This window comes from Niveibacterium sp. COAC-50, from assembly GCF_013184235.1.
GTDB lineage: Bacteria > Pseudomonadota > Gammaproteobacteria > Burkholderiales > Rhodocyclaceae > Niveibacterium > Niveibacterium microcysteis.
Window position 1 is genome coordinate 1,291,689 of record NZ_JABCJM010000001.1, and the last position, 18,036, is coordinate 1,309,724.

Annotated in this window: 19 protein-coding genes; 13 read left to right on the forward strand and 6 right to left on the reverse strand. The window is 61.5% G+C overall.

Going from position 1 to position 18,036, the window contains the following annotated elements; all coding sequences use genetic code 11:
- The first annotated feature begins 64 nt into the window (after positions 1-64).
- The 8 genes from HH302_RS05750 (at position 65) to HH302_RS05785 (ending at position 9,257) form a co-directional block, all read left to right on the forward strand.
- Positions 65-1,714 carry a nuclease-related domain-containing DEAD/DEAH box helicase gene (locus tag HH302_RS05750; RefSeq protein ID WP_172199426.1) on the forward strand — a complete coding sequence of 550 codons (1,650 nt, stop codon included), beginning with the start codon at positions 65-67 and terminating at the stop codon, positions 1,712-1,714.
- Positions 1,715-1,790: 76 nt separating this feature from the next.
- Positions 1,791-3,449: a methyl-accepting chemotaxis protein gene (locus HH302_RS05755; RefSeq protein WP_172199432.1), complete on the forward strand. Its 1,659-nt coding sequence runs from the start codon at positions 1,791-1,793 to the stop codon at positions 3,447-3,449.
- A gap of 84 nt (positions 3,450-3,533) precedes the next feature.
- Positions 3,534-4,493 carry a chemotaxis protein gene (locus HH302_RS05760; protein ID WP_172199435.1) on the forward strand — a complete coding sequence of 320 codons (960 nt, stop codon included), beginning with the start codon at positions 3,534-3,536 and terminating at the stop codon, positions 4,491-4,493.
- An 11-nt stretch (positions 4,494-4,504) separates the two neighbouring features.
- Positions 4,505-5,452 carry a chemotaxis protein gene (locus HH302_RS05765; protein WP_172199438.1) on the forward strand — a complete coding sequence of 316 codons (948 nt, stop codon included), beginning with the start codon at positions 4,505-4,507 and terminating at the stop codon, positions 5,450-5,452.
- Positions 5,453-5,466: 14 nt separating this feature from the next.
- A complete protein-coding gene (gene cheY / locus HH302_RS05770) occupies positions 5,467-5,862 on the forward strand; it encodes a chemotaxis response regulator CheY (protein ID WP_172199441.1) in 396 nt (131 codons plus the stop codon).
- Positions 5,863-5,938: 76 nt separating this feature from the next.
- Positions 5,939-6,775 carry a protein phosphatase CheZ gene (gene cheZ / locus HH302_RS05775; protein ID WP_172199444.1) on the forward strand — a complete coding sequence of 279 codons (837 nt, stop codon included), beginning with the start codon at positions 5,939-5,941 and terminating at the stop codon, positions 6,773-6,775.
- Positions 6,776-6,837: 62 nt separating this feature from the next.
- Positions 6,838-8,793 carry a chemotaxis protein CheA gene (locus tag HH302_RS05780; RefSeq protein ID WP_172199447.1) on the forward strand — a complete coding sequence of 652 codons (1,956 nt, stop codon included), beginning with the start codon at positions 6,838-6,840 and terminating at the stop codon, positions 8,791-8,793.
- 143 nt (positions 8,794-8,936) lie between these two features.
- Positions 8,937-9,257 carry a DUF3135 domain-containing protein gene (locus HH302_RS05785; RefSeq protein ID WP_172199450.1) on the forward strand — a complete coding sequence of 107 codons (321 nt, stop codon included), beginning with the start codon at positions 8,937-8,939 and terminating at the stop codon, positions 9,255-9,257.
- 51 nt (positions 9,258-9,308) lie between these two features.
- Here the strand turns inward: HH302_RS05785 and HH302_RS05790 are convergent, their stop codons facing one another.
- Positions 9,309-9,704 (reverse strand): C40 family peptidase, encoded by a 396-nt coding sequence (locus HH302_RS05790; RefSeq protein WP_371814575.1) that lies wholly within the window; start codon positions 9,702-9,704, stop codon positions 9,309-9,311.
- Positions 9,705-10,039: 335 nt separating this feature from the next.
- On the opposite strand from HH302_RS05790, the gene HH302_RS05795 reads away from it, so the two are divergent.
- A complete protein-coding gene (locus HH302_RS05795) occupies positions 10,040-10,621 on the forward strand; it encodes a hypothetical protein (protein ID WP_172199453.1) in 582 nt (193 codons plus the stop codon).
- A gap of 25 nt (positions 10,622-10,646) precedes the next feature.
- On the opposite strand, the gene HH302_RS05800 is transcribed toward HH302_RS05795, so the two are convergent.
- From HH302_RS05800 to HH302_RS05815, 4 genes are all read right to left on the reverse strand, one after another.
- Positions 10,647-10,922, reverse strand: a complete 276-nt coding sequence (locus tag HH302_RS05800) for a DUF4212 domain-containing protein (RefSeq protein ID WP_172199456.1) — start codon at positions 10,920-10,922, stop codon at positions 10,647-10,649.
- Complete coding sequence (locus tag HH302_RS05805) at positions 10,919-12,346, reverse strand: PhoH family protein (protein WP_172199459.1); 1,428 nt, start codon at positions 12,344-12,346, stop codon at positions 10,919-10,921. Before HH302_RS05805 ends, HH302_RS05800 begins: the two co-directional genes overlap by 4 nt.
- Positions 12,347-12,385: 39 nt before the next feature.
- Positions 12,386-12,841, reverse strand: coding sequence for a peroxiredoxin (locus HH302_RS05810; protein ID WP_172199462.1), 456 nt, complete (start codon positions 12,839-12,841; stop codon positions 12,386-12,388).
- A gap of 79 nt (positions 12,842-12,920) precedes the next feature.
- A complete protein-coding gene (locus HH302_RS05815) occupies positions 12,921-13,301 on the reverse strand; it encodes an Mth938-like domain-containing protein (RefSeq protein ID WP_172199465.1) in 381 nt (126 codons plus the stop codon).
- Between the two features lie 110 nt (positions 13,302-13,411).
- Here HH302_RS05815 and HH302_RS05820 point away from each other — a divergent pair, with 110 nt between their 5' ends.
- From HH302_RS05820 to thrC, 4 genes are read left to right on the forward strand one after another with little or no spacing between them, the layout of a single operon-like run.
- Positions 13,412-14,707: a pyridoxal phosphate-dependent aminotransferase gene (locus tag HH302_RS05820; protein WP_172199468.1), complete on the forward strand. Its 1,296-nt coding sequence runs from the start codon at positions 13,412-13,414 to the stop codon at positions 14,705-14,707.
- Positions 14,697-15,023, forward strand: a complete 327-nt coding sequence (locus HH302_RS05825) for a hypothetical protein (RefSeq protein ID WP_172199482.1) — start codon at positions 14,697-14,699, stop codon at positions 15,021-15,023. The genes HH302_RS05820 and HH302_RS05825 overlap by 11 nt, the downstream gene beginning before the upstream one ends.
- Positions 15,020-16,333 carry a homoserine dehydrogenase gene (locus HH302_RS05830; protein ID WP_172199484.1) on the forward strand — a complete coding sequence of 438 codons (1,314 nt, stop codon included), beginning with the start codon at positions 15,020-15,022 and terminating at the stop codon, positions 16,331-16,333. Before HH302_RS05825 ends, HH302_RS05830 begins: the two co-directional genes overlap by 4 nt.
- 7 nt (positions 16,334-16,340) lie before the next feature.
- Positions 16,341-17,771: a threonine synthase gene (thrC, locus tag HH302_RS05835; RefSeq protein ID WP_172200763.1), complete on the forward strand. Its 1,431-nt coding sequence runs from the start codon at positions 16,341-16,343 to the stop codon at positions 17,769-17,771.
- Between the two features lie 86 nt (positions 17,772-17,857).
- Here the strand turns inward: thrC and HH302_RS05840 are convergent, their stop codons facing one another.
- Positions 17,858-18,001: a hypothetical protein gene (locus tag HH302_RS05840; RefSeq protein ID WP_172199486.1), complete on the reverse strand. Its 144-nt coding sequence runs from the start codon at positions 17,999-18,001 to the stop codon at positions 17,858-17,860.
- Between the last annotated feature and the right edge of the window lie 35 nt (positions 18,002-18,036).

Here is an 18,036-nt window from a genome sequence, read left to right on the forward strand (position 1 = left end):
GGGCGTGGCCGCCCGCGCGCAAAGTCGGCGACAATCAGGCGCTTGGTCTTGAGGTGATGCATTCATGGCTCGTATCTACCCCGACGGTTGGGAAGCGCTGGCGAACGGCGCATCGCCCAGCTTGGTTCGACTGCTCGACACGCTGCGCCGCCTGGGCGAAGCCTTGCCCGACGACTGGGCTGTGTTTCACGGTGTGCATTGGCAGCATGGCGCGGATGGCCAAGCGCTGTTTGGCGCGGTGGATCTGGCGCTGGTGGCGCCATCTGGCGCCTGCGTACTGATTGAGCAGCGCACCGGTTTTCTGCGCGAATCGGCCGAGGGCCTCCTGCGCGGCAGTGCGGCGCAGGCGGTGAACGTGGCGCACCACCTGGGGCGCGCGGTGGCGGTGCTGCGCGAGAAACTCGCGCGCGTGGCCAGCGACGCATCGGTGACTGGTCTGCTCTTCCTGCCGGACTATCGCGTTCGCCAACCGCAGACCGCGGGCCTGGACCCGGCGCTGATCATCGATGCCGATCGACGCGAGGCGCTGGTGGCGCGGGTGCAGGCGCTTGATGCCGGTGTCGCCTCAGATGCGGTACGTCACGCCGCGGTGTCGGCGTTTCTGGCGGACGAACTGTCGCTGACGCCGGACGTCGGCGCGGCCGCGGATGCGTCGCGCGCGCTCTACACCCGCCTCTCAGGTGGCCTCACTGAATGGGCGCGGCGGCTGGAAATGTCACCCCACCTGTTGCGGGTGGTGGGCACGGCGGGGTCCGGCAAGACGCAGCTCGCGTTGGCGGTCTATCGCGATGCGCTGGCAGCTGGGCGGCGGCCTTTGTACGTATGCTTTAACCGGCCGCTGGCGGACCATGTGGCCGCCTTGGTGCCCGCGGGGGGCGAGGTCACGTCGTTCCACCAGCTATGCCTGAGCATGTTGCGAACCACCGGTTTGCAGCCCGACCTGCGCCAGCCGGATGCCTTCTCGCGGCTGGAGATGGCGTTTGGGGTGATGGCGGTACCGGCGGAGTGGGTGTTCGACGAGATCATCATCGACGAGGGGCAGGATTTTTCGCCCGCCTGGCGCGACGCAGTTTTGCGCTTGGGCCGCCCCGGTGCGCGCTGCTGGTGGCTGGAAGACCCGATGCAGAACCTTTACGCCAAGCCCGCGATCGAGATGCCCGGCTGGGTAACGCTTCGCTCGGCAACCAACTTCCGCAGCCCGCGCGCGATCGTCGACATGCTCAATCGGCTGATGCCCGACGCCTTGCGCCAGGAGCCCGGCAGCCCGATCCGCGGCGACGCGGTGAGTGTGGTGCCCTACGCCGATCGCGAGTCGCTGCTCGAGCAGACGCGCCGGGCGCTCACGCAGGCAATTGGCTTGGGTTTCGAGCGCAGCCAGATCGCGCTGCTGAGCTTTCACGGCCGGGAGCGTTCGGCGCTTGTCGGGCTCGACCGGCTTGGGCCGATCCCGCTGCGACACTTCACAGGGCGCTACGATCTGCTTGGCATGCCTGAGTTCTCGGCCGGCGACGTGCTGTGCGAGACGGTCTACCGCTTCAAGGGGCAGAGCGCGCCCTGCGTGATCCTCAGCGAAGTGGACTTTGCGGTGCTGGACGACGCAGCCTTGCGTAAATTCTTCGTCGGCGCGACCCGCGCCACGATGAAATTGTTCGTGCTGGCGTCGGCTACCGCAGCCGGCTTGCTGAACGAAGCGGGTTTCGCCGACGACGCCTAAAGTCGCTTCATCCCCCGCCGTTAATCGGACGAACGGCGCCCGAGAGCGCGAGCGTGATCAACACGGCGAGGGTCGAATGAGGCAAATCGGGGCGATGATCGTCCTTGGCGCAGCTGCGGCGCTGGGGGCGGGGGCCGGAGCTTGGCTTGGGGGGGCGGCGGGGGCCGCGGTGGTTTCGGCCTTGCCTGTGATGGTGCTGTTCTGGTGGATACAGCGGCGACAGTGCGCCGGTCTGCAGGCGATGACCACGCTACTCACCGATATCAATCGAGACGGCGACCTCTCGCGCCGCGCGGCGGCCGGCAGTGGCGTCAGCGGCGAACTGGCCAGCGCCTTCAACTCGCTCCTCGATGTGGTGCAGGGTGTTGTCGCCAAGGTGATCAGCGATTCGCGTCGGGTTGCAGAAGTTTCCGATCAACTCGGTGCGCGCTCCGAGCGCATGAGCGCCAGTACCGGTTCGCAGCGCGACGCGGCGAACCAGATGGCGCAGGCGATCGAGCAGATGACCGCCAACGTCTACGAAGTCGCCGAACATGCCTCGCAGACTGCTCGCATTGCGCAGGAAGCCCGCGAGCTTTCGATCGCCGGTGGCGGCGTGGTGGCCAATGTGTCGCAGGAAATCGAGCGTATCGCCCAGTGGGTGGAACAGTCCGCATCCGTCGTGGCGTCGCTGGGCGACCGGTCGCAGGCGATCAGCGGCATCGTCAACGTTATTCGCGAGATCGCCGATCAGACCAACCTCTTGGCGCTCAACGCTGCTATCGAGGCGGCTCGGGCCGGCGAGCAGGGGCGCGGTTTCGCGGTGGTGGCCGACGAGGTGCGCAAGCTTGCGGAACGCACATCCAACGCTACGCGCGAGATCACGCAGATGATCGCGGCCATCCAGGGGGAAACGGCCAGCGCTATCGCGACGATTGAAGAAGGTAGCAAACAGGCGCGCAGTGGTGCCCAACTGGCCAGCAGCGCATCCGATTCCCTGCAGGCGATCGACCGTGGCGCGACCGAGACCATGGAGAAGGTCGACGCGATCGCGCTGTCGATACAGGGGCAGAGTCGTGATGCTGAGGCGATCCACGGCTCGGTGCAGCAGATCCTCAAGATGATCAACGAGAACGCCAAGGCGGCGGATGAGTCGCGCGGCGAGGCGGCGCGCCTCGCGAACCTGGCCGGCAACCTGGGCGAGATCGACAAGGTGTTCCGCCTCTCGGACGTTGGGCAGAACGCCGTGGCGGTGCATGCCGCCTTGCCAAGTGTGGCCATGGCGGCCGCCAAGGCGGTGGGCGAGGCGCTTGAGCAGGCGGTGGCATCCGGGCGCATCACGCTGGACGCCTTGTTCGACGACCGCTACGTGCCGATTCCCGACACCAAACCGCAGAAGTTCAACACCCGCTTTGATTCGCTGACCGACGAACTGCTGCCGGCAATCCAGGAGCCGATCCTGGAGCAGCACTCGGCGGTGGTGTACGCCGGGGCGGTGGATCGCAGGGGCTACTTCCCCACGCATAACCGGCGCTTCTCGCAGCCGCTGACCGGCGATTTCGACAAGGACATGGTCGGCAACCGCACCAAGCGGATCTTCGACGATCCGGTCGGCAAGCGCTGCGGTGCCCACGAAATGGAATACCTGGTGCAAACCTACCGGCGCGATACCGGTGAGGTGATGCACGACGTTTCGGCCCCGATTTATATCCAGGGCCGCCACTGGGGCGGGTTCCGGATCGGTTTTCGTGCATAAGCACCCTCAAGTCCGTAACCGCGCTGCCGTTAGTGTTATTGACGCCTGCAAGAATGCAGGCAGGGCCTGGAGTTGGAGAGACGAATGTCCGAACTACTGAAGAGCATTGACGCGCGGACGCGCCTGGCTGGTACGAACAAGCTCGAGATCCTGCTCTTCACCTTGGGCGAGGATCAACGCACCAATCGGCGCGAGACCTTCGGCATCAACGTGTTCAAGGTGCGTGAAGTCATGCGCACACCGCCTATCACCGCCGCGCCGGACATGCAGAGCGCGGTGGAAGGCATGGTTTCGCTGCGCGGGCAGCTTGTGCCGATCGTCGATCTGGCCAAGTACACCGGTGTAAACACCGATGGCAAGCGCGACATCATGATCGTGACCGAATACAACGGCCACACCCAGGGCTTCCTGGTTGAGGCGGTGGACACCATCCTTCGGCTCGACTGGGCGCAGATGCGGGTGCCGCCCGAAATGCTGACGTCGCGTCTGGGCGGTCTGGTAACGGCAGTCACCGAACTTGAAGACGGCCGGCTGATCATGATGCTGGACGTCGAGAAGGTACTGTCGGAAACCACCAAGTACGACGACGACTTCCTGTTCAAGGACTTGCCCAAGGTTCGCAAGAAAGACGCAACGGTTTTCTACGCCGACGACTCGGCCGTAGCGCGCAAGCAAATCGAACGCACGCTCAAGGAAATGGGGATCCGGTCGTTAAGCGCGGTCAACGGCCGCGCTGCGTGGGATGAGCTGGAGAAGCTGGCGAACCACGCCGATATCGTCGGCAAGAAGATGAACAAGCTGGTCACGGTCATCCTGACCGATATCGAGATGCCGGAAATGGATGGCTACATCCTGACGAAGAAGATCAAGTCGGACCCACGTTTCGAGGGGATACCCATCCTCATGCATTCCTCGCTGTCGGGCATGTCGAACCAGGCGCTCGGCAAATCAGTGGGTGTGGATGCCTACGTTTCCAAGTTTGAGCCGCACCGGCTGGCTGACTCGCTGTTGAAGTACATCGACGGCGACCAGGACATGCTCTGAGGGGAACCGAAATGGACCAGGCACAAAGCAATCTGCTCGATTCGGTTGATGCGCGTACCAAGCTCGCCGGTTCTAACCGGATGGAGATCCTGCTGTTTTCGCTCGGCACGACCGAAACCTTCGGCATCAACGTGTTCAAGGTGCGCGAAGTCTCGAAAACGCCGTTCATCACCAAGGCGCCGAATATGCCTGCCGGGGTGGAGGGCCTGATTTCGCTCCGCGGCAACGTCATTCCCGTACTGTCACTCGGCCGCATCCTTGGCTTGAATGGCCCCGAAGCGGGTCTGGGCGGCTCGATGATGGTGACCGAGTACAGCAAGCGAACGCTCGGGTTCCTCGTCAGCGATGTCGACCGCATCATCCGGGTTGAATGGGACAAGGTTCGCCAGCCGGAGAACGTCTCATCGTCGGCGGTCAGCTTCATCACCGCGATCACCGAACTGCCGGACGGCCGTCTGGTGTCGATCCTGGACGTCGAGACGATCCTCGCGCAAACCTTCGGCGAAGCGCCCATCGGGCAGATCGCCCCGCTCGGAAAAGACGTCGAATCGAACATCTTCTTCGTCGATGACTCGTCGGTTGCTCGCAAGAAGATTGTCGAGGTGCTCGACAAGCTTGGCGTACGCCACAAGCACGCGATGAACGGTTTTGAGGCTTGGACCCGGCTCGAAGGCATGGCCTCCCATGCGCAACTGCAGAAGCGCCGCCTGGCCGACGAGCTGAGCCTGATTCTGGTTGACGCGGAAATGCCGGAAATGGACGGCTACGTGCTGACCCGCAATATCAAGAGCGACGTTCGTTTTGAGGGGATCCCGGTGGTCATGCACTCGTCCCTCTCCTCGGAAGCGAATCGAGCAATGGGCAAGTCAGTCGGTGTCGATGCGTATGTGGCAAAGTTCGATGCTGAGGTGCTCGCCGAGACGCTGCGCCCATATCTGATGAAGTCGCACAGGGAATAACCCCGGAGAAAAATATGTCCGATCCCAAGATGAAATTCCTCGTGGTTGATGACTTTTCGACGATGCGTCGCATCGTCCGCAACCTGTTGAAGGAATTGGGCTACACAAACGTCGATGAGGCGGAAGACGGCGCCGTTGCCTTGCAGAAACTGCAAGGCGGTGGATTCGACTTCGTCGTCACCGACTGGAACATGCCCAACATGACCGGCATTGAGTTGCTGCAAGCGATCCGCTCGAGTTCTGCGCTGAAGGATCTGCCCGTTCTGATGATCACGGCAGAGGCCAAGAAGGAAAACATCATCATGGCTGCGCAGGCCGGTGCGAGTGGCTACATCGTGAAGCCTTTCACCGCGGCGACCCTGTCCGAAAAGATGGGGAAGATCTTCGAAAAAATGGGCAAGGCGGGCTAATCCGCGACATGCGTGGTGTGCGGCGCGGCTTTCTTTGCGCTGCGCATTCGGTGTGAAAGACCAACAGGAGCCGGAAATGGCAAAACGGCCAGCGAATGACGGATCAGGTGACAACGACGAACTGCAGGAGCTGTTCGACAGCATCGCGAGCGAGGCCGCAGCGCCCCGTCCGCCTGCCGACGAAGGCGACAGCGACGAATTGCAGCATCTCTTCGACGATGTAGCGTCGAAGTTCAATGCGGGCGGGCAGGACGTTCTTGAGGGCGAGGCGCGCGAGGTACCGGCGGAGCCCTTGACACCGGAGGAGCGCCAGGAATCGGTCTTCACGAAGATCGGCCAGATGACGCGGATGCTGCACGACACCCTGCGCGAGCTGGGTTACGACCGGATGCTTGAGGAAACTGCACGCCAGATCCCCGACGCACGCCAGCGCCTCTCCTACATCGCGACGATGACCGAGCAGGCTGCGAGCCGCGTGCTCAACGCGACCGACATCGCGCAGCCGATCCAGGATCGGCAGGAAGACATGTCGCGTCAGCTGCGCGAACGCTGGGACAAGCTCTACGCGAAGGAGCTGTCGGTCGAAGAGTTCAAGGTACTTGCTCAGGAGACCCGCGGCTTCCTTGGTCAGGTCGCCGACGACAGCAAGCTGGTCAATGAGCAGTTGCTCGAAATCATGATGGCGCAGGACTTCCAGGATCTGACCGGTCAGGTGATCAAGAAGATCGTCGACATGGCTGCCGTACTGGAAGAGGGCCTGGTGAACGTGCTGCTGCAGGTGGTGCCGGAGAACAAGCGCTCGTCGGCCAGCGAAGGCCTGCTGAATGGCCCGGTGGTCAGCAGCGAAGGGCGCGAGGATGTCGTGACGAACCAGGAGCAGGTGGACGATCTGCTCGAAAGCCTGGGCTTCTGACAGCGTTGCATGACCGACTTAAAGCCGGACTGGCGTAAGACATCGGTGATTCGGAGCGAGCTATGAGCGATTTTGCGGGGATGGAAGATCTCCTTCAGGACTTCCTGATCGAAGCGGGTGATCTGCTATCAGGCGTCGACAACAAGCTTGTCGATCTTGAGCGCACGCCGAACGACACCGGTTTGCTCAACGAGATCTTCCGCGGCTTCCACACGATCAAGGGGGGTGCCGGGTTCCTCAATGCGACCGAGCTGGTGACCTTGTGCCACCTGACCGAGAACCTGTTCGACAAGTTGCGTAACGCGGAACTCGCGATTACGCCGGATGCGATGGACGTCATCCTCGCCGCGACCGGTGCGGTGCGCGACATGTTCAACGAGCTTGAGCGCGGCCAGCAGCCATCCGCTGCGGACCCGCATTTGATCTCGCAGCTGAAGCTGGCGATTGCTGGGAATCTGGTTGGCGGTGCGGCCAAACCAGCCGCTCCGGCGCCGGCACCGGCTCCCGCGCCGAAGGCCGATACAGCCTTGGTTCCGGTGGCGCCGGTGGTTGTGCACCATCCGGTTGGCGACGACGGCATCGACTGGTATGCGCTTTACGAATCCGTGACAGGCGTGCCCTCGTCAGCAGTGGCCCCGGCCGCCGCGCCGGCCGCTGTTGTTACTGTTGCAGATCCTTCGCACGACCTCGACGGCAAATCTGCCGACGAGATCATCAAGGCTGCAATCGGGCGACGTGCCAGCGACAAACCGGGTTACAGCGGCCCGACCGGCCGGCGCGAAGTTGAGCGCACTCGCGACAACTCGATCCGCGTGGATACTTCTCGCCTCGATCAGGTTTTGAACCTGTCCGGTGAGATCGGGCTCACCAAGAACCGGCTCAATGCACTGCGTTCTGACATTCTGAACGGCCGCAGCGATTCGGAAACGCTGCACGCGTTGGACGTGGCAGTGAGCCAGCTCGATCTGCTGGTTTCGGATCTGCAGAACGCAGTCATGAAGACGCGCATGCAGCCAATCGGCCGTCTGTTCCAGAAATACCCGCGAATCGCCCGCGATCTGGCCCGCAGCCTCGGAAAGGATGTTGAGCTGATGCTCAGCGGCGAGGAAACGGAAATCGACAAAACGATGATCGAGGATCTCTCCGATCCGATCATCCACCTGATCCGCAACGCGGTTGATCACGGTGTCGAGCCGACGCACGAACGCCTCGCGGCAGGCAAATCGGACAAATCCGTAGTGCGCCTGGAGGCGCGTCAGGAAGGCGACCACATTGTCATCATCGTCGCAGACGATGGGCGTGGCATGAACGCCGAGCGGCTGCGCGCCAAAGCGTTGGAGAAAGGCCTCATCACTGATGAAGAGGCCAACACCATGGATGAACGTCAGAGCTACAACCTGATCTTCCTGCCCGGCTTCTCCACCGCATCGGCTGTGTCGGACGTGTCCGGGCGTGGCGTTGGCATGGATGTGGTAAAGACGAATATCCAGAAGCTCAACGGCACGATCGATATCCGCTCGACGCAAGGCAAGGGCACGACCTTCATCATTTCGCTGCCGCTTACTCTGGCAATTCTGCCGGTGCTTGTGGTGCGCCTTGCGGAGCAGCCTTTCGCCGTGCCCCTGTCGATGGTGCGCGAGATCCTGCCGATCGAAGCACAGCACGTGCAGGAGGTTGGTGGCCGCGCGACGATGGTGGTGCGTGGCGAAGTGCTGCCGATCTACACGCTATCTGGCCTGCTGGGCTGGCCGCAGGAGCACGTCGCCGAGTACGGCGTGCTCATGCAGACGGCCGAGCGCAACTACGTGCTGGCGATCGACTCGTTCGCGGGCCGGGAAGACGCGGTCATCAAGTCGCTTGATGCCTTCCGTCCGAAGGGCGTGGCGGGCGTGACGACGCTGTCGAACGGGCAGATCGTGCTCATTCTCGATATGAAAGAGCTACTCGGCAGCTCGTCGGATCAAGGCGGCACGACTCGAAAGGCGCTGTTGCGGGATCGTTTGCCGGTCGCCGCATGACGGATCGCTTGTCAGGGTTTTGAACCGTCGGGCCCACCTTGGTGGGCCCGTTCTTTTTGTGGTGCTTGGTGCACGATTGGCTGTTGGTTCTGTGCGGCGCAGGGCGTAGGATGACATTCCATCCCGTCGTCGGAGCCATCGCCATGACCGACACCGAATTTCGTCATCTCAAGGTTCTGGCGCAGACCGACGTTGCCGGCTTCGTGGCTGCAAGGCGAGAGTTGATCGAGCGCATGATCAGTGGCACTGATCCCGAGCGCCAGGCCAGGCTTTGGCAGCTGCAGGATGAGATAGAGCTGATGCGGGCCACGACACCGAACGCCGATCAGGTGACGCAGCGGCTTGCCCAGATGATTTCAGAGCGGCTTGATGCCCTTGATCTTGCCTTCTCGCGGCTGCCTACGGCCGCGGAACCTATCGGCGAGACGGTCAATACGGCGCACGGGGCCAAGCATCAGATGTGACCGCTGGCGCCGAGCGGCAGCGTGGCGATACGGTCGCCACGTTAATTCCAATCAGCGGATATTGGTTTCGGCCGAGCGCAATTCAGGCTGGTCTACGACCCGACGGGCGCCGTTGAAGCGCGTGCGCCAGTAGTCGTCAGACATGCTCTCCACGCGCACCTTGCCGCCAGCCGACGGCGAATGGAGAAAGCGGTTGTCGCCAAGGTAAATGCCGACGTGTGAGAAGGTACGACGCATGGTGTTGAAGAACACCAGATCGCCCGGCTTGAGCTCAGAAGGATTGATCCGCTCGCCGGTATTGGCCATTTCCTTGGCCGTACGGGGCAGATTCAGACCGAGCGCATCCATGAACACGCGGCGAACCAAGCCACTGCAGTCAAATCCGGTCTCGGCCGAGTTGCCACCGAAACGGTAGCGGATACCAAGGTATTGAAGGCCGGAATTCATCAGGTCACCGGCGCCGCGCGATGCGCGATCGAGGAGCGACTCCGAGTGCGCCACAATCGACTCTGAGGTCAATGCAGCCGGCGCACCCGGAACGTGCTCCGGCGGCTCCGCGGCAAGCGCTTGTCCGGCAAAGATCGCCAGACATGCAATACAGAGTGTTGTTTTTATGCGCATCACGCGACTATAACTTGGCAGGTGTGACCGGTAAACCCTTGATTTTGTGTTGACGTGTACCTAGATGTTACCGTTGGTCGCGGATTGCCGGCTAAATCAAGGCATTCCGTTGGAATACCCATAAAATCTCGCCCATTGTCTCGCCGCCTAGGTCCCCCGCCATGAAGGTGTTTTCTTACCTGCTATTTCTCGGCTTCGTTGTGCTTGGTGTCTGGTCTGTACGCCGCTGCATGCGCGCGATCCAGGTATCACGCATGCATGCGTCGTCGAGGGAAGAGCAGTTCCTCCTCGCCGCATCGGCCGACCTCGGTGGACCGAACAAAGCGCCGGATGCCGCACCGAATACAGTGCAGGCTCCCAAGACGAATAAGGCAAGTCCGATGGAAACGGAACTGCTTGCACGGGAAGAGCGGCTTGTTTACCTGCTCTTGAAGGTTGCGCTCCCCGAATTTGAAGTGCTGACCCACGTTAGCAGCGCAAAGCTCTTGCCCCGCGGGGAGCATCTTGGGCTGGCTGTGCTGGACTTCGTTGTTTGCCGAAAGGACTTCCGGCCTGTGGCTGTCGTGGTTCTCGACCGCGCAGGTGAGCCATCACATCCGGCTCGATCGCGTGCCCTGGCGGAGCTGGCGGGGACGGGCGTGAAGCTCGCCCACTGGCGGGTGGAGCAATTGCCTGGCCGCACGGCGGTTCGCAATTGGGTGCTGGACGATGCGGTCCCCGGCGAGCGTCGCTTCGCTGCCTAAGTGATCTGAGGGCGAGGAGCGGGGCTTATTCGTCCCGCGCGTCCTTGTACCGCTGATCGAGGCGATTCATGGCCCAAGTGTGCACGCCCACAATCGCCAGGTAGATCAACAGCGCGCCCTGCGCTGCAAAATAGAAGCCAAGCGGAAACCCGAGAAATTCCCATTCGTTCAAGCGCTCGGGCATGAAGCTGGTTACCAGCGTTACCACAAACCATACCGCCAGTAGCGCCAGCGTCAGCGCGAGCGTGCGCCGCCAATGGCGCCGCGCCGCGGCAGAGTCCGGGCGCGGCGCGTCACTCACAGAACTTCCCCTGCCCAGTCGGCAAGCCGCGAGCGCTCGCCTCGCTGCAAGGTGATATGGCCGCTATGAGCCCAGCCCTTGAAGCGATCCACCACGTAGGTCAAGCCTGAGCTCCCTTCTGTCAGATACGGTGTATCGATCTGCGCGATGTTGCCGAGGCAGACCACCTTGGTGCCTGGGCCGGCACGTGTGATCAGCGTCTTCATCTGTTTGGGCGTTAGGTTCTGCGCTTCGTCGATGATCAGGAATTTGTTGATGAAGGTGCGACCCCGCATGAAGTTGAGGCTCTTAATCTTGATCCGGGTACGGATGAGATCGCGTGTCGCGGCGCGCCCCCATTCGCCACCATAGTGGCCACCCTCTTCGGCGTTGCCGTTGAGCACATCAAGGTTGTCCTCCAGCGCGCCCATCCATGGCGCCATCTTTTCTTCCTCGGTGCCAGGTAGAAAACCAATGTCTTCACCAACCGGCACGGTCACGCGCGTCATGATGATTTCGCTGTAGCGCTTGGTTTCCAGCACCTGAGTCAGGCTCGCCGCGAGCGTGAGCAGCGTCTTGCCAGTGCCAGCCTGGCCGAGCAGCGAGACGAAATCGACGTCCGGGTTCATCAGCAGATTCAGCGCGAAATTCTGTTCCCGGTTTCGTGCCGTGATGCCCCAGACGTTGTTCTTCTGATGCGAGAAGTCGATCAGCGTTTCAAGGACGACGGTCGGCCCAGTCCTTTCCTTTACCAGTGCGTAGAGCGGCCGTTCGCCTTCCTGATACACAAATTCGTTGACCACCAACTCCGCGGAAAGCGGACCACGCAGCTTGTAAAACGTGCGGCCGTTCTCCTTCCACGACTCCATGTCCTTGCCATGCGTATCCCAGAAATCCGCAGGCAACTCTCTGACGCCGGTGTAGAGCAGGTCGGTGTCTTCCAGGACTTTGTCGTTGAAGTAGTCCTGTGCATCGAGCCCCATTGCGCGGGCTTTGATGCGCATGTTGATGTCTTTCGACACCAGGATGACCGGCCGCTTCGGGAACTTGGTCGCCAAGTAATGAACGACCGCCAGAATCTGGTTGTCGGCCTTGGCTGTCGGTACGTTCACCGGCAGTTGGATCGGAATCGCCTCGGTTTGCAGGAAAAGGCGGCCGGTTGCGAGTTCTCGCGACGGTTCCGTCAGTTCGATGCCGGTCTCGATGCCGTCGGGTGCGGAGGTCACGATGTCATCCATCATGCGACTCGCTTGGCGCGCGTTGCGTGCCACCTCCGACATGCCTTTTTTGTGGGCGTCGAGTTCTTCCAGTGTCTGAATGGGAATGAAGATGTCGTGTTCTTCGAACCGGTAGAGACAGTTCGGGTCGTGCATCAAGACGTTGGTGTCTAGCACGAAGAGCTTCGTCTTGGCGGCTGTGCTGGCTGGCTGGCGTTTTGCGTTCATGAGCTAGAGCTTCCGCGTAAGTTCGAAAGACAGAAGGGGTCAGAGCGACGTGACGAAGTCAAGCACTTCCTGCGCGTGACCGGGAACCTTGACGCCGCGCCACTCGCGGCAGATTTCTCCTTTCGCGTTGATGACGAAGGTGCTGCGTTCGATGCCGCGGACCTGCTTGCCGTACATGTTCTTCAGCTTCATGACCCCAAACGCCTCACACAGCGTCTCGTCCGGGTCGGACAGCAGGTCGAACGGGAATTCTTTCTTGCTCTTGAAATTCTCATGCGACTTGATGCTGTCGCGTGAAACCCCAAGAACCATGGCGCCACGCTTCACGAACTCATCATGCAGGTCGCGAAAGTTCTCGCCCTCGGTTGTGCAGCCGGGCGTGTTGTCTTTCGGGTAGAAGTAGAGCACCACTGTGTGACCGGCAAGATCAGCGAGACTGATCGTCTTGCCGCCGGTCGCGGGGAGGGAGAATTCGGGCGCTTTCGATCCTGTCATCGCGGTCTCCATGGGTGGATTCCGCACCAGAGTAGCCGAGCCGGATCGTGCCCCGCAAATGGCCGAAAAGCGTATGTCGCTAAGCTGCTGATTCAATGATCATTGCCGCGATCACCTTACGGCCCTCCGCGGCGAGGATGTTGTAGGTCCGGCATGCGGCCGCGGTGTCCATGATCTCGAAACCACGCTGCGCGTCGATCAAAGGCCTGAGCATTTGGGGCGACGGAAAGCGCTGCCGCTGGCCGGTGCCAATCAGGGTAATGACTGCCTCGTGGTCTGCGAGGGCGGCAAAGTCGTCAATCGTGAGCGATTCGAAGCGATCCTTGCCCCACGCGGTGTCCAGCAGCTGGGGGCCGACAACCAGGCTCGCTGTATAGCGCTGACCGTTGATGGCGATGAAGCCCGCTCCGTGCGCGGTCACAACGTTGGTTCCAGCCGACAGATCGAGGTTGAGTTTCATCGTTTGTTGCACCGCGATTGCGGCAGTGGTGAGGCTTGGCTACGATTATAACCTTTTGATTTGCCGCGCCTTGGCGTTCAGTCGAGGGCGGATGACGCTTGGAGAAGACTATGACTGCGGGAAATCTGTTGCGGATTACGGGCGAACACGGACTTGAGCCGGTGGCCGCCGCCCGCGCCGCGCGCCCGCTTCACAAGTCGGCGAAGCTCTCTAACGTGTGCTATGACATCCGCGGCCCGGTGTTGGCGCGTGCACGGCAAATGGAGGAAGAGGGGCAGAAGATCATCAAGCTGAACATTGGCAATCTCGCCCCGTTCGGTCTGCTTCCCCCTGATGAGATCGTGCAGGACATGATCCGTAACCTGCCGGACGCCGCGGGTTACACCGATTCCAAGGGTCTGTTCGCGCCGCGCAAGGCGATCGTGCATTACACGCAGGAAAAGGCCATCACTGGTGTCACGGTGGACGACGTGTACATCGGTAACGGCGCGTCTGAACTGATTGTAATGAGCATGCAGGCGCTCCTGAACTCAGGTGACGAGGTGCTCCTGCCGGCGCCCGACTACCCGCTCTATACCGCCGCGGTGAGTCTGTCGGGTGGTACGCCGCGGCATTACCTGTGTGATGAGGCATCGGGTTGGCTGCCTGACCTCGACGATATCCGCCGCAAGATCACGCCCAACACCAAGGGCATCGTGGTGATCAATCCGAACAACCCGACGGGGGCGCTGTATCCGGTCGAAACGCTGCAAGCCATTGTCGACATCGCCCGCGAGCATGGCCTGATCGTGTTCGCCGATGAGATCTACGACAAGACGCTCTTTGACGGCGAAGTACATACCAGCATCGCGTCCCTGGCCGACGATGTGCTCTTCGTGACCTTCAACGGCCTCTCGAAGAACTACCGTTCCTGCGGCTATCGTGCCGGCTGGATGGTCGTATCGGGCGACAAGCGCCGTGCGGCGGACTATATCGAGGGGCTGAATATGCTCGCCTCGATGCGCCTGTGCTCGAACACGCCGGGCCAGTTGGCAATCCAGACCGCGCTGGGTGGTTACCAGAGCATCAAGGACCTGGTGGCGCCCGGCGGTCGTCTGACACGCCAGCGCGACATCGCCGTCGATCTGCTCAATCAGATCCCCGGCGTCAGCTGTGTCAAGCCGAAGGCAGCGCTGTACTGCTTCCCTCGGCTGGATCCAAAGCTCTATCCGATCGAGAACGACCAACAGTTCATCCTCGAACTACTGGAGGAATCGAAGGTGCTGGTCGTTCAAGGGACGGGCTTCAACTGGCCGACGCCGGACCATTTCCGTGTCGTTTTCCTGCCGCACGAAGACGATCTGCGCGAGGCAATCGGGCGTATCGCACGCTTCCTCGAGCAATATCGGAAGCGGCATGGCGGTTGAAAACGCTAAACTGTCGCCTTTATGGGACGGCACCGGCAAGTTGGTGGCGTCCGACAATCTGTTGGCCATCGTTCGGAACCATGCGGATTCCGCCCTTGGCGAGAAGTATCTCTCCGACGACCTCGTAACCAACGGGGCGTCTCACTCACCGGGGGTAGGTCACCACCTGACTCCGGCTTTGAGTTCGGAAGCATTCGGCTCGGCCCATCGCACCGCGTTGTTTGAACCGGGTACGCCGCGCGATGGTGTGTACTGCTTCCCTTTCCGCAGAAGCTCGATCAACCCCTCCATCAATTTCAAGAAACACCTGTCATGAAACCGATCAACGTTGGCCTGCTGGGCATTGGGACCGTCGGTGGCGGCACATTTACCGTGCTGTCCCGGAATCAGGAAGAAATCACGCGTCGCGCCGGGCGTCCCATTCGAATTGCGTCGGTAGCGGACCGCAACGTGGAGCTCGCCAAAAAGGTGGTGGGCGACAAGGCCCGGATTACGGCCGACGCGTTCGAGGTTGTCCGTGACCCCGAAATCGACATCGTGGTCGAATTGATCGGCGGCTATGGTATTTCGCGCGAGCTGGTGCTCGAAGCGATTGCCAATGGCAAGCATGTCGTGACGGCCAACAAGGCGCTGCTCGCCTTGCATGGCAACGAGATCTTCGCTGCGGCCCAGAAGAAGGGCGTCATGGTGGCCTTTGAGGCTGCCGTCGCGGGCGGTATCCCGATCATCAAGGCGCTGCGTGAAGGCCTGACGGCGAACCGCATCGAATGGATCGCCGGCATCATCAACGGCACCACGAACTACATCCTGACCGAGATGCGGGACAAGGGTATTTCCTTTGATACCGCGCTCAAAGCCGCTCAGGAACTTGGCTATGCGGAAGCCGACCCGACGTTTGACGTCGAGGGTGTCGATGCCGCACACAAGCTGACGATCATGAGCGCGATTGCTTTTGGCATCCCGATGCAGTTCGACAAAGCCTACGTGGAAGGCATTTCGAAGCTGACTCGCGAAGATATCGCGTACGCCGAGGAGCTCGGCTATCGGATCAAGCTGCTCGGCATTACGCGTCGCACGCCGCGTGGCGTGGAGTTGCGCGTGCACCCGACGCTGATCCCTGAGCGTCGTTTGATCGCCAGCGTTGAGGGCGTGATGAACGCCGTGCTTGTGAAGGGTGATGCGGTTGGGCACACCTTGTACTACGGCCGCGGCGCAGGCGCCGAGCCGACGGCGAGTGCGGTGGTCGCCGATCTCGTCGACGTGACGCGCATGCACACGTCGGACCCCGAGCACCGGGTGCCGCACCTTGCGTTCCAGGCTGACCAGGTCTTCGAACTCCCGATCCTCGCGATCGGCGACGTCGAAACCTCGTTCTACCTGCGCATGCAGGTCTTCGATCGTCCGGGTGTGCTGGCTGATGTCGCACGCATCCTTGCTGACCACGGCATCTCGATTGAAGCCATGATCCAGAAGGAGCCGCCGGAAGGCGTCGACAAGGCCAGCATCATCCTGCTGACGCATAAGGTGTTGGAGCGCAACGTCGTCGCTGCGATCGAGCGTATCGAGCAACTCGCTACTGTCGATGGCTCGGTCACCAAGATCCGTCTGGAAGAGCTGGGCAACTGACATGGCGATGAACTACGTCTCGACGCGCGGCAAGGCCGCGCCGATGCACTTCCTCGACATCCTGCTCGGTGGGTTGATGGAGGATGGCGGTCTGGCGATGCCGGAAAGCTATCCCCGCTTCACGCCAGAAGAGTTGGAGTCACTGCGCGGGCTGAGCTATCCGGAGCTCGCGTTCGCGGTTCTGTCGCGTTTTGCGGACGACATTCCGGCCGATGATCTGCGGGCACTGATCAATCGTACCTACACCGCGCAGGTCTACTGCAATGCGCGCGATGCGGCCAAAACGGGTGAGATCACGCCCGTGACCACGCTGGAGCCGGGCCTGCACTTGCTGGAACTCTCCAACGGGCCGACGCTCGCGTTCAAGGACATGGCCATGCAGCTGCTTGGCAACCTGTTCGAGTACGCGTTGGACAAGACAGGCCAATCGCTCAACATTCTTGGCGCCACATCCGGTGATACCGGTTCGGCGGCCGAGTACGCGATGCGCGGCAAGCGCGGCGTGCGCGTGTTCATGCTGTCGCCCGATGGCCGCATGAGTCCGTTCCAGCGCGCCCAGATGTATTCGCTGCAGGATGCGAACATCTTCAACATCGCTGTCCGCGGCATGTTTGACGATGCACAGGACGTGGTGAAGGCGGTGTCGAACGACCTGGCCTTCAAGCGCAAATACGCGATCGGTACCGTCAACTCGATCAACTGGGCGCGCGTGTCGGCCCAGGTGGTGTACTACTTCAAGGCCTACTTTGCCGTCACGAAGGCGGCCGGCGAAGAGGTCTCGTTTGCCGTGCCGTCTGGCAATTTCGGCAACATCTGTGCTGGCCATATCGCACGCATGATGGGCTTGCCGATTCGTAAGCTGGTGTTGGCGACGAACGAAAACGACGTGCTTGACGAGTTCTTCCGCACCGGCGTTTATCGTCCGCGTGGCACGGCCGAAACGCACGCTACGTCCAGCCCGTCGATGGACATCTCGAAGGCATCGAATTTCGAACGCTTTGTTTTCGATCTGGTGGGCCGCGACGCCGACGTGGTGCGTGATCTGTGGGCCAAGGTCGATGCGGGCGGGGCCTTCGATCTGTCTGCCACGCCGTATTTCTCGAAGATCGCGGGCTACGGTTTCGTATCAGGCAGCAGTTCTCATGCAGACCGTTTGGCGACAATTCGTGCGACGGCGGAGCGCTACGCCGTCACGGTCGACCCGCACACGGCCGATGCGCTCAAGGTGGCAGCCGAGCACCGTGAAGCTGGCATCCCGATGGTGGTTCTTGAGACCGCCTTGCCGGCCAAGTTCGAGGAGACCATTCAGGAAGCGCTCGGCCGTCAGCCCGCGCGTCCGGCCGGCTACGAGGGTATTGAAGCGCTGCCGCAGCGTGTTGAGGTGATGGACGCTGACGCCGCTGCGATCAAGGCCTTCATCGCAGCGCATGTGGGCTGATCGCTAACGCGACCGATCATTCGAACGCTTCACAATCGAGAACGGCCGGGGAACTCCGGCCGTTCTTTTTTGTGGAGGCCGCCCAACTAAAGGTAGATCACGGCGGGGAAAACAGTGATTGCCAGAATATAGATCAGCCATTCGATGTTATGGCGACTCAGGAATCCGGTGAAGTGCAGCACCAGTACGATGATGGAGACGATGTAGTAGGCAACAAAGAAGACGGACATCGAGGCGATTCCTGAATCCACCCCTCACGGGACAG

Excerpts from the sequence above, each read along its gene's own strand:
- HH302_RS05805 (WP_172199459.1), bottom strand. The coding sequence starts at position 12,346 with ATGAACGCAAAACGCCAGCCAGCCAGCACAGCCGCCAAGACGAAGCTC.
- cheZ (WP_172199444.1), top strand. The coding sequence starts at position 5,939 with ATGGCAAAACGGCCAGCGAATGACGGATCAGGTGACAACGACGAACTG.
- HH302_RS05810 (WP_172199462.1), bottom strand. The coding sequence starts at position 12,841 with ATGACAGGATCGAAAGCGCCCGAATTCTCCCTCCCCGCGACCGGCGGC.
- HH302_RS05830 (WP_172199484.1), top strand. The coding sequence starts at position 15,020 with ATGAAACCGATCAACGTTGGCCTGCTGGGCATTGGGACCGTCGGTGGC.
- thrC (WP_172200763.1), top strand. The coding sequence starts at position 16,341 with ATGAACTACGTCTCGACGCGCGGCAAGGCCGCGCCGATGCACTTCCTC.
- HH302_RS05755 (WP_172199432.1), top strand. The coding sequence starts at position 1,791 with ATGAGGCAAATCGGGGCGATGATCGTCCTTGGCGCAGCTGCGGCGCTG.
- HH302_RS05815 (WP_172199465.1), bottom strand. The coding sequence starts at position 13,301 with ATGAAACTCAACCTCGATCTGTCGGCTGGAACCAACGTTGTGACCGCG.
- cheY (WP_172199441.1), top strand. The coding sequence starts at position 5,467 with ATGTCCGATCCCAAGATGAAATTCCTCGTGGTTGATGACTTTTCGACG.
- HH302_RS05820 (WP_172199468.1), top strand. The coding sequence starts at position 13,412 with ATGACTGCGGGAAATCTGTTGCGGATTACGGGCGAACACGGACTTGAG.
- HH302_RS05785 (WP_172199450.1), top strand. The coding sequence starts at position 8,937 with ATGACCGACACCGAATTTCGTCATCTCAAGGTTCTGGCGCAGACCGAC.
- HH302_RS05750 (WP_172199426.1), top strand. The coding sequence starts at position 65 with ATGGCTCGTATCTACCCCGACGGTTGGGAAGCGCTGGCGAACGGCGCA.
- HH302_RS05825 (WP_172199482.1), top strand. The coding sequence starts at position 14,697 with ATGGCGGTTGAAAACGCTAAACTGTCGCCTTTATGGGACGGCACCGGC.
- HH302_RS05795 (WP_172199453.1), top strand. The coding sequence starts at position 10,040 with ATGAAGGTGTTTTCTTACCTGCTATTTCTCGGCTTCGTTGTGCTTGGT.
- HH302_RS05790 (WP_371814575.1), bottom strand. The coding sequence starts at position 9,704 with ATGAATTCCGGCCTTCAATACCTTGGTATCCGCTACCGTTTCGGTGGC.
- HH302_RS05765 (WP_172199438.1), top strand. The coding sequence starts at position 4,505 with ATGGACCAGGCACAAAGCAATCTGCTCGATTCGGTTGATGCGCGTACC.
- HH302_RS05780 (WP_172199447.1), top strand. The coding sequence starts at position 6,838 with ATGAGCGATTTTGCGGGGATGGAAGATCTCCTTCAGGACTTCCTGATC.
- HH302_RS05760 (WP_172199435.1), top strand. The coding sequence starts at position 3,534 with ATGTCCGAACTACTGAAGAGCATTGACGCGCGGACGCGCCTGGCTGGT.
- HH302_RS05840 (WP_172199486.1), bottom strand. The coding sequence starts at position 18,001 with ATGTCCGTCTTCTTTGTTGCCTACTACATCGTCTCCATCATCGTACTG.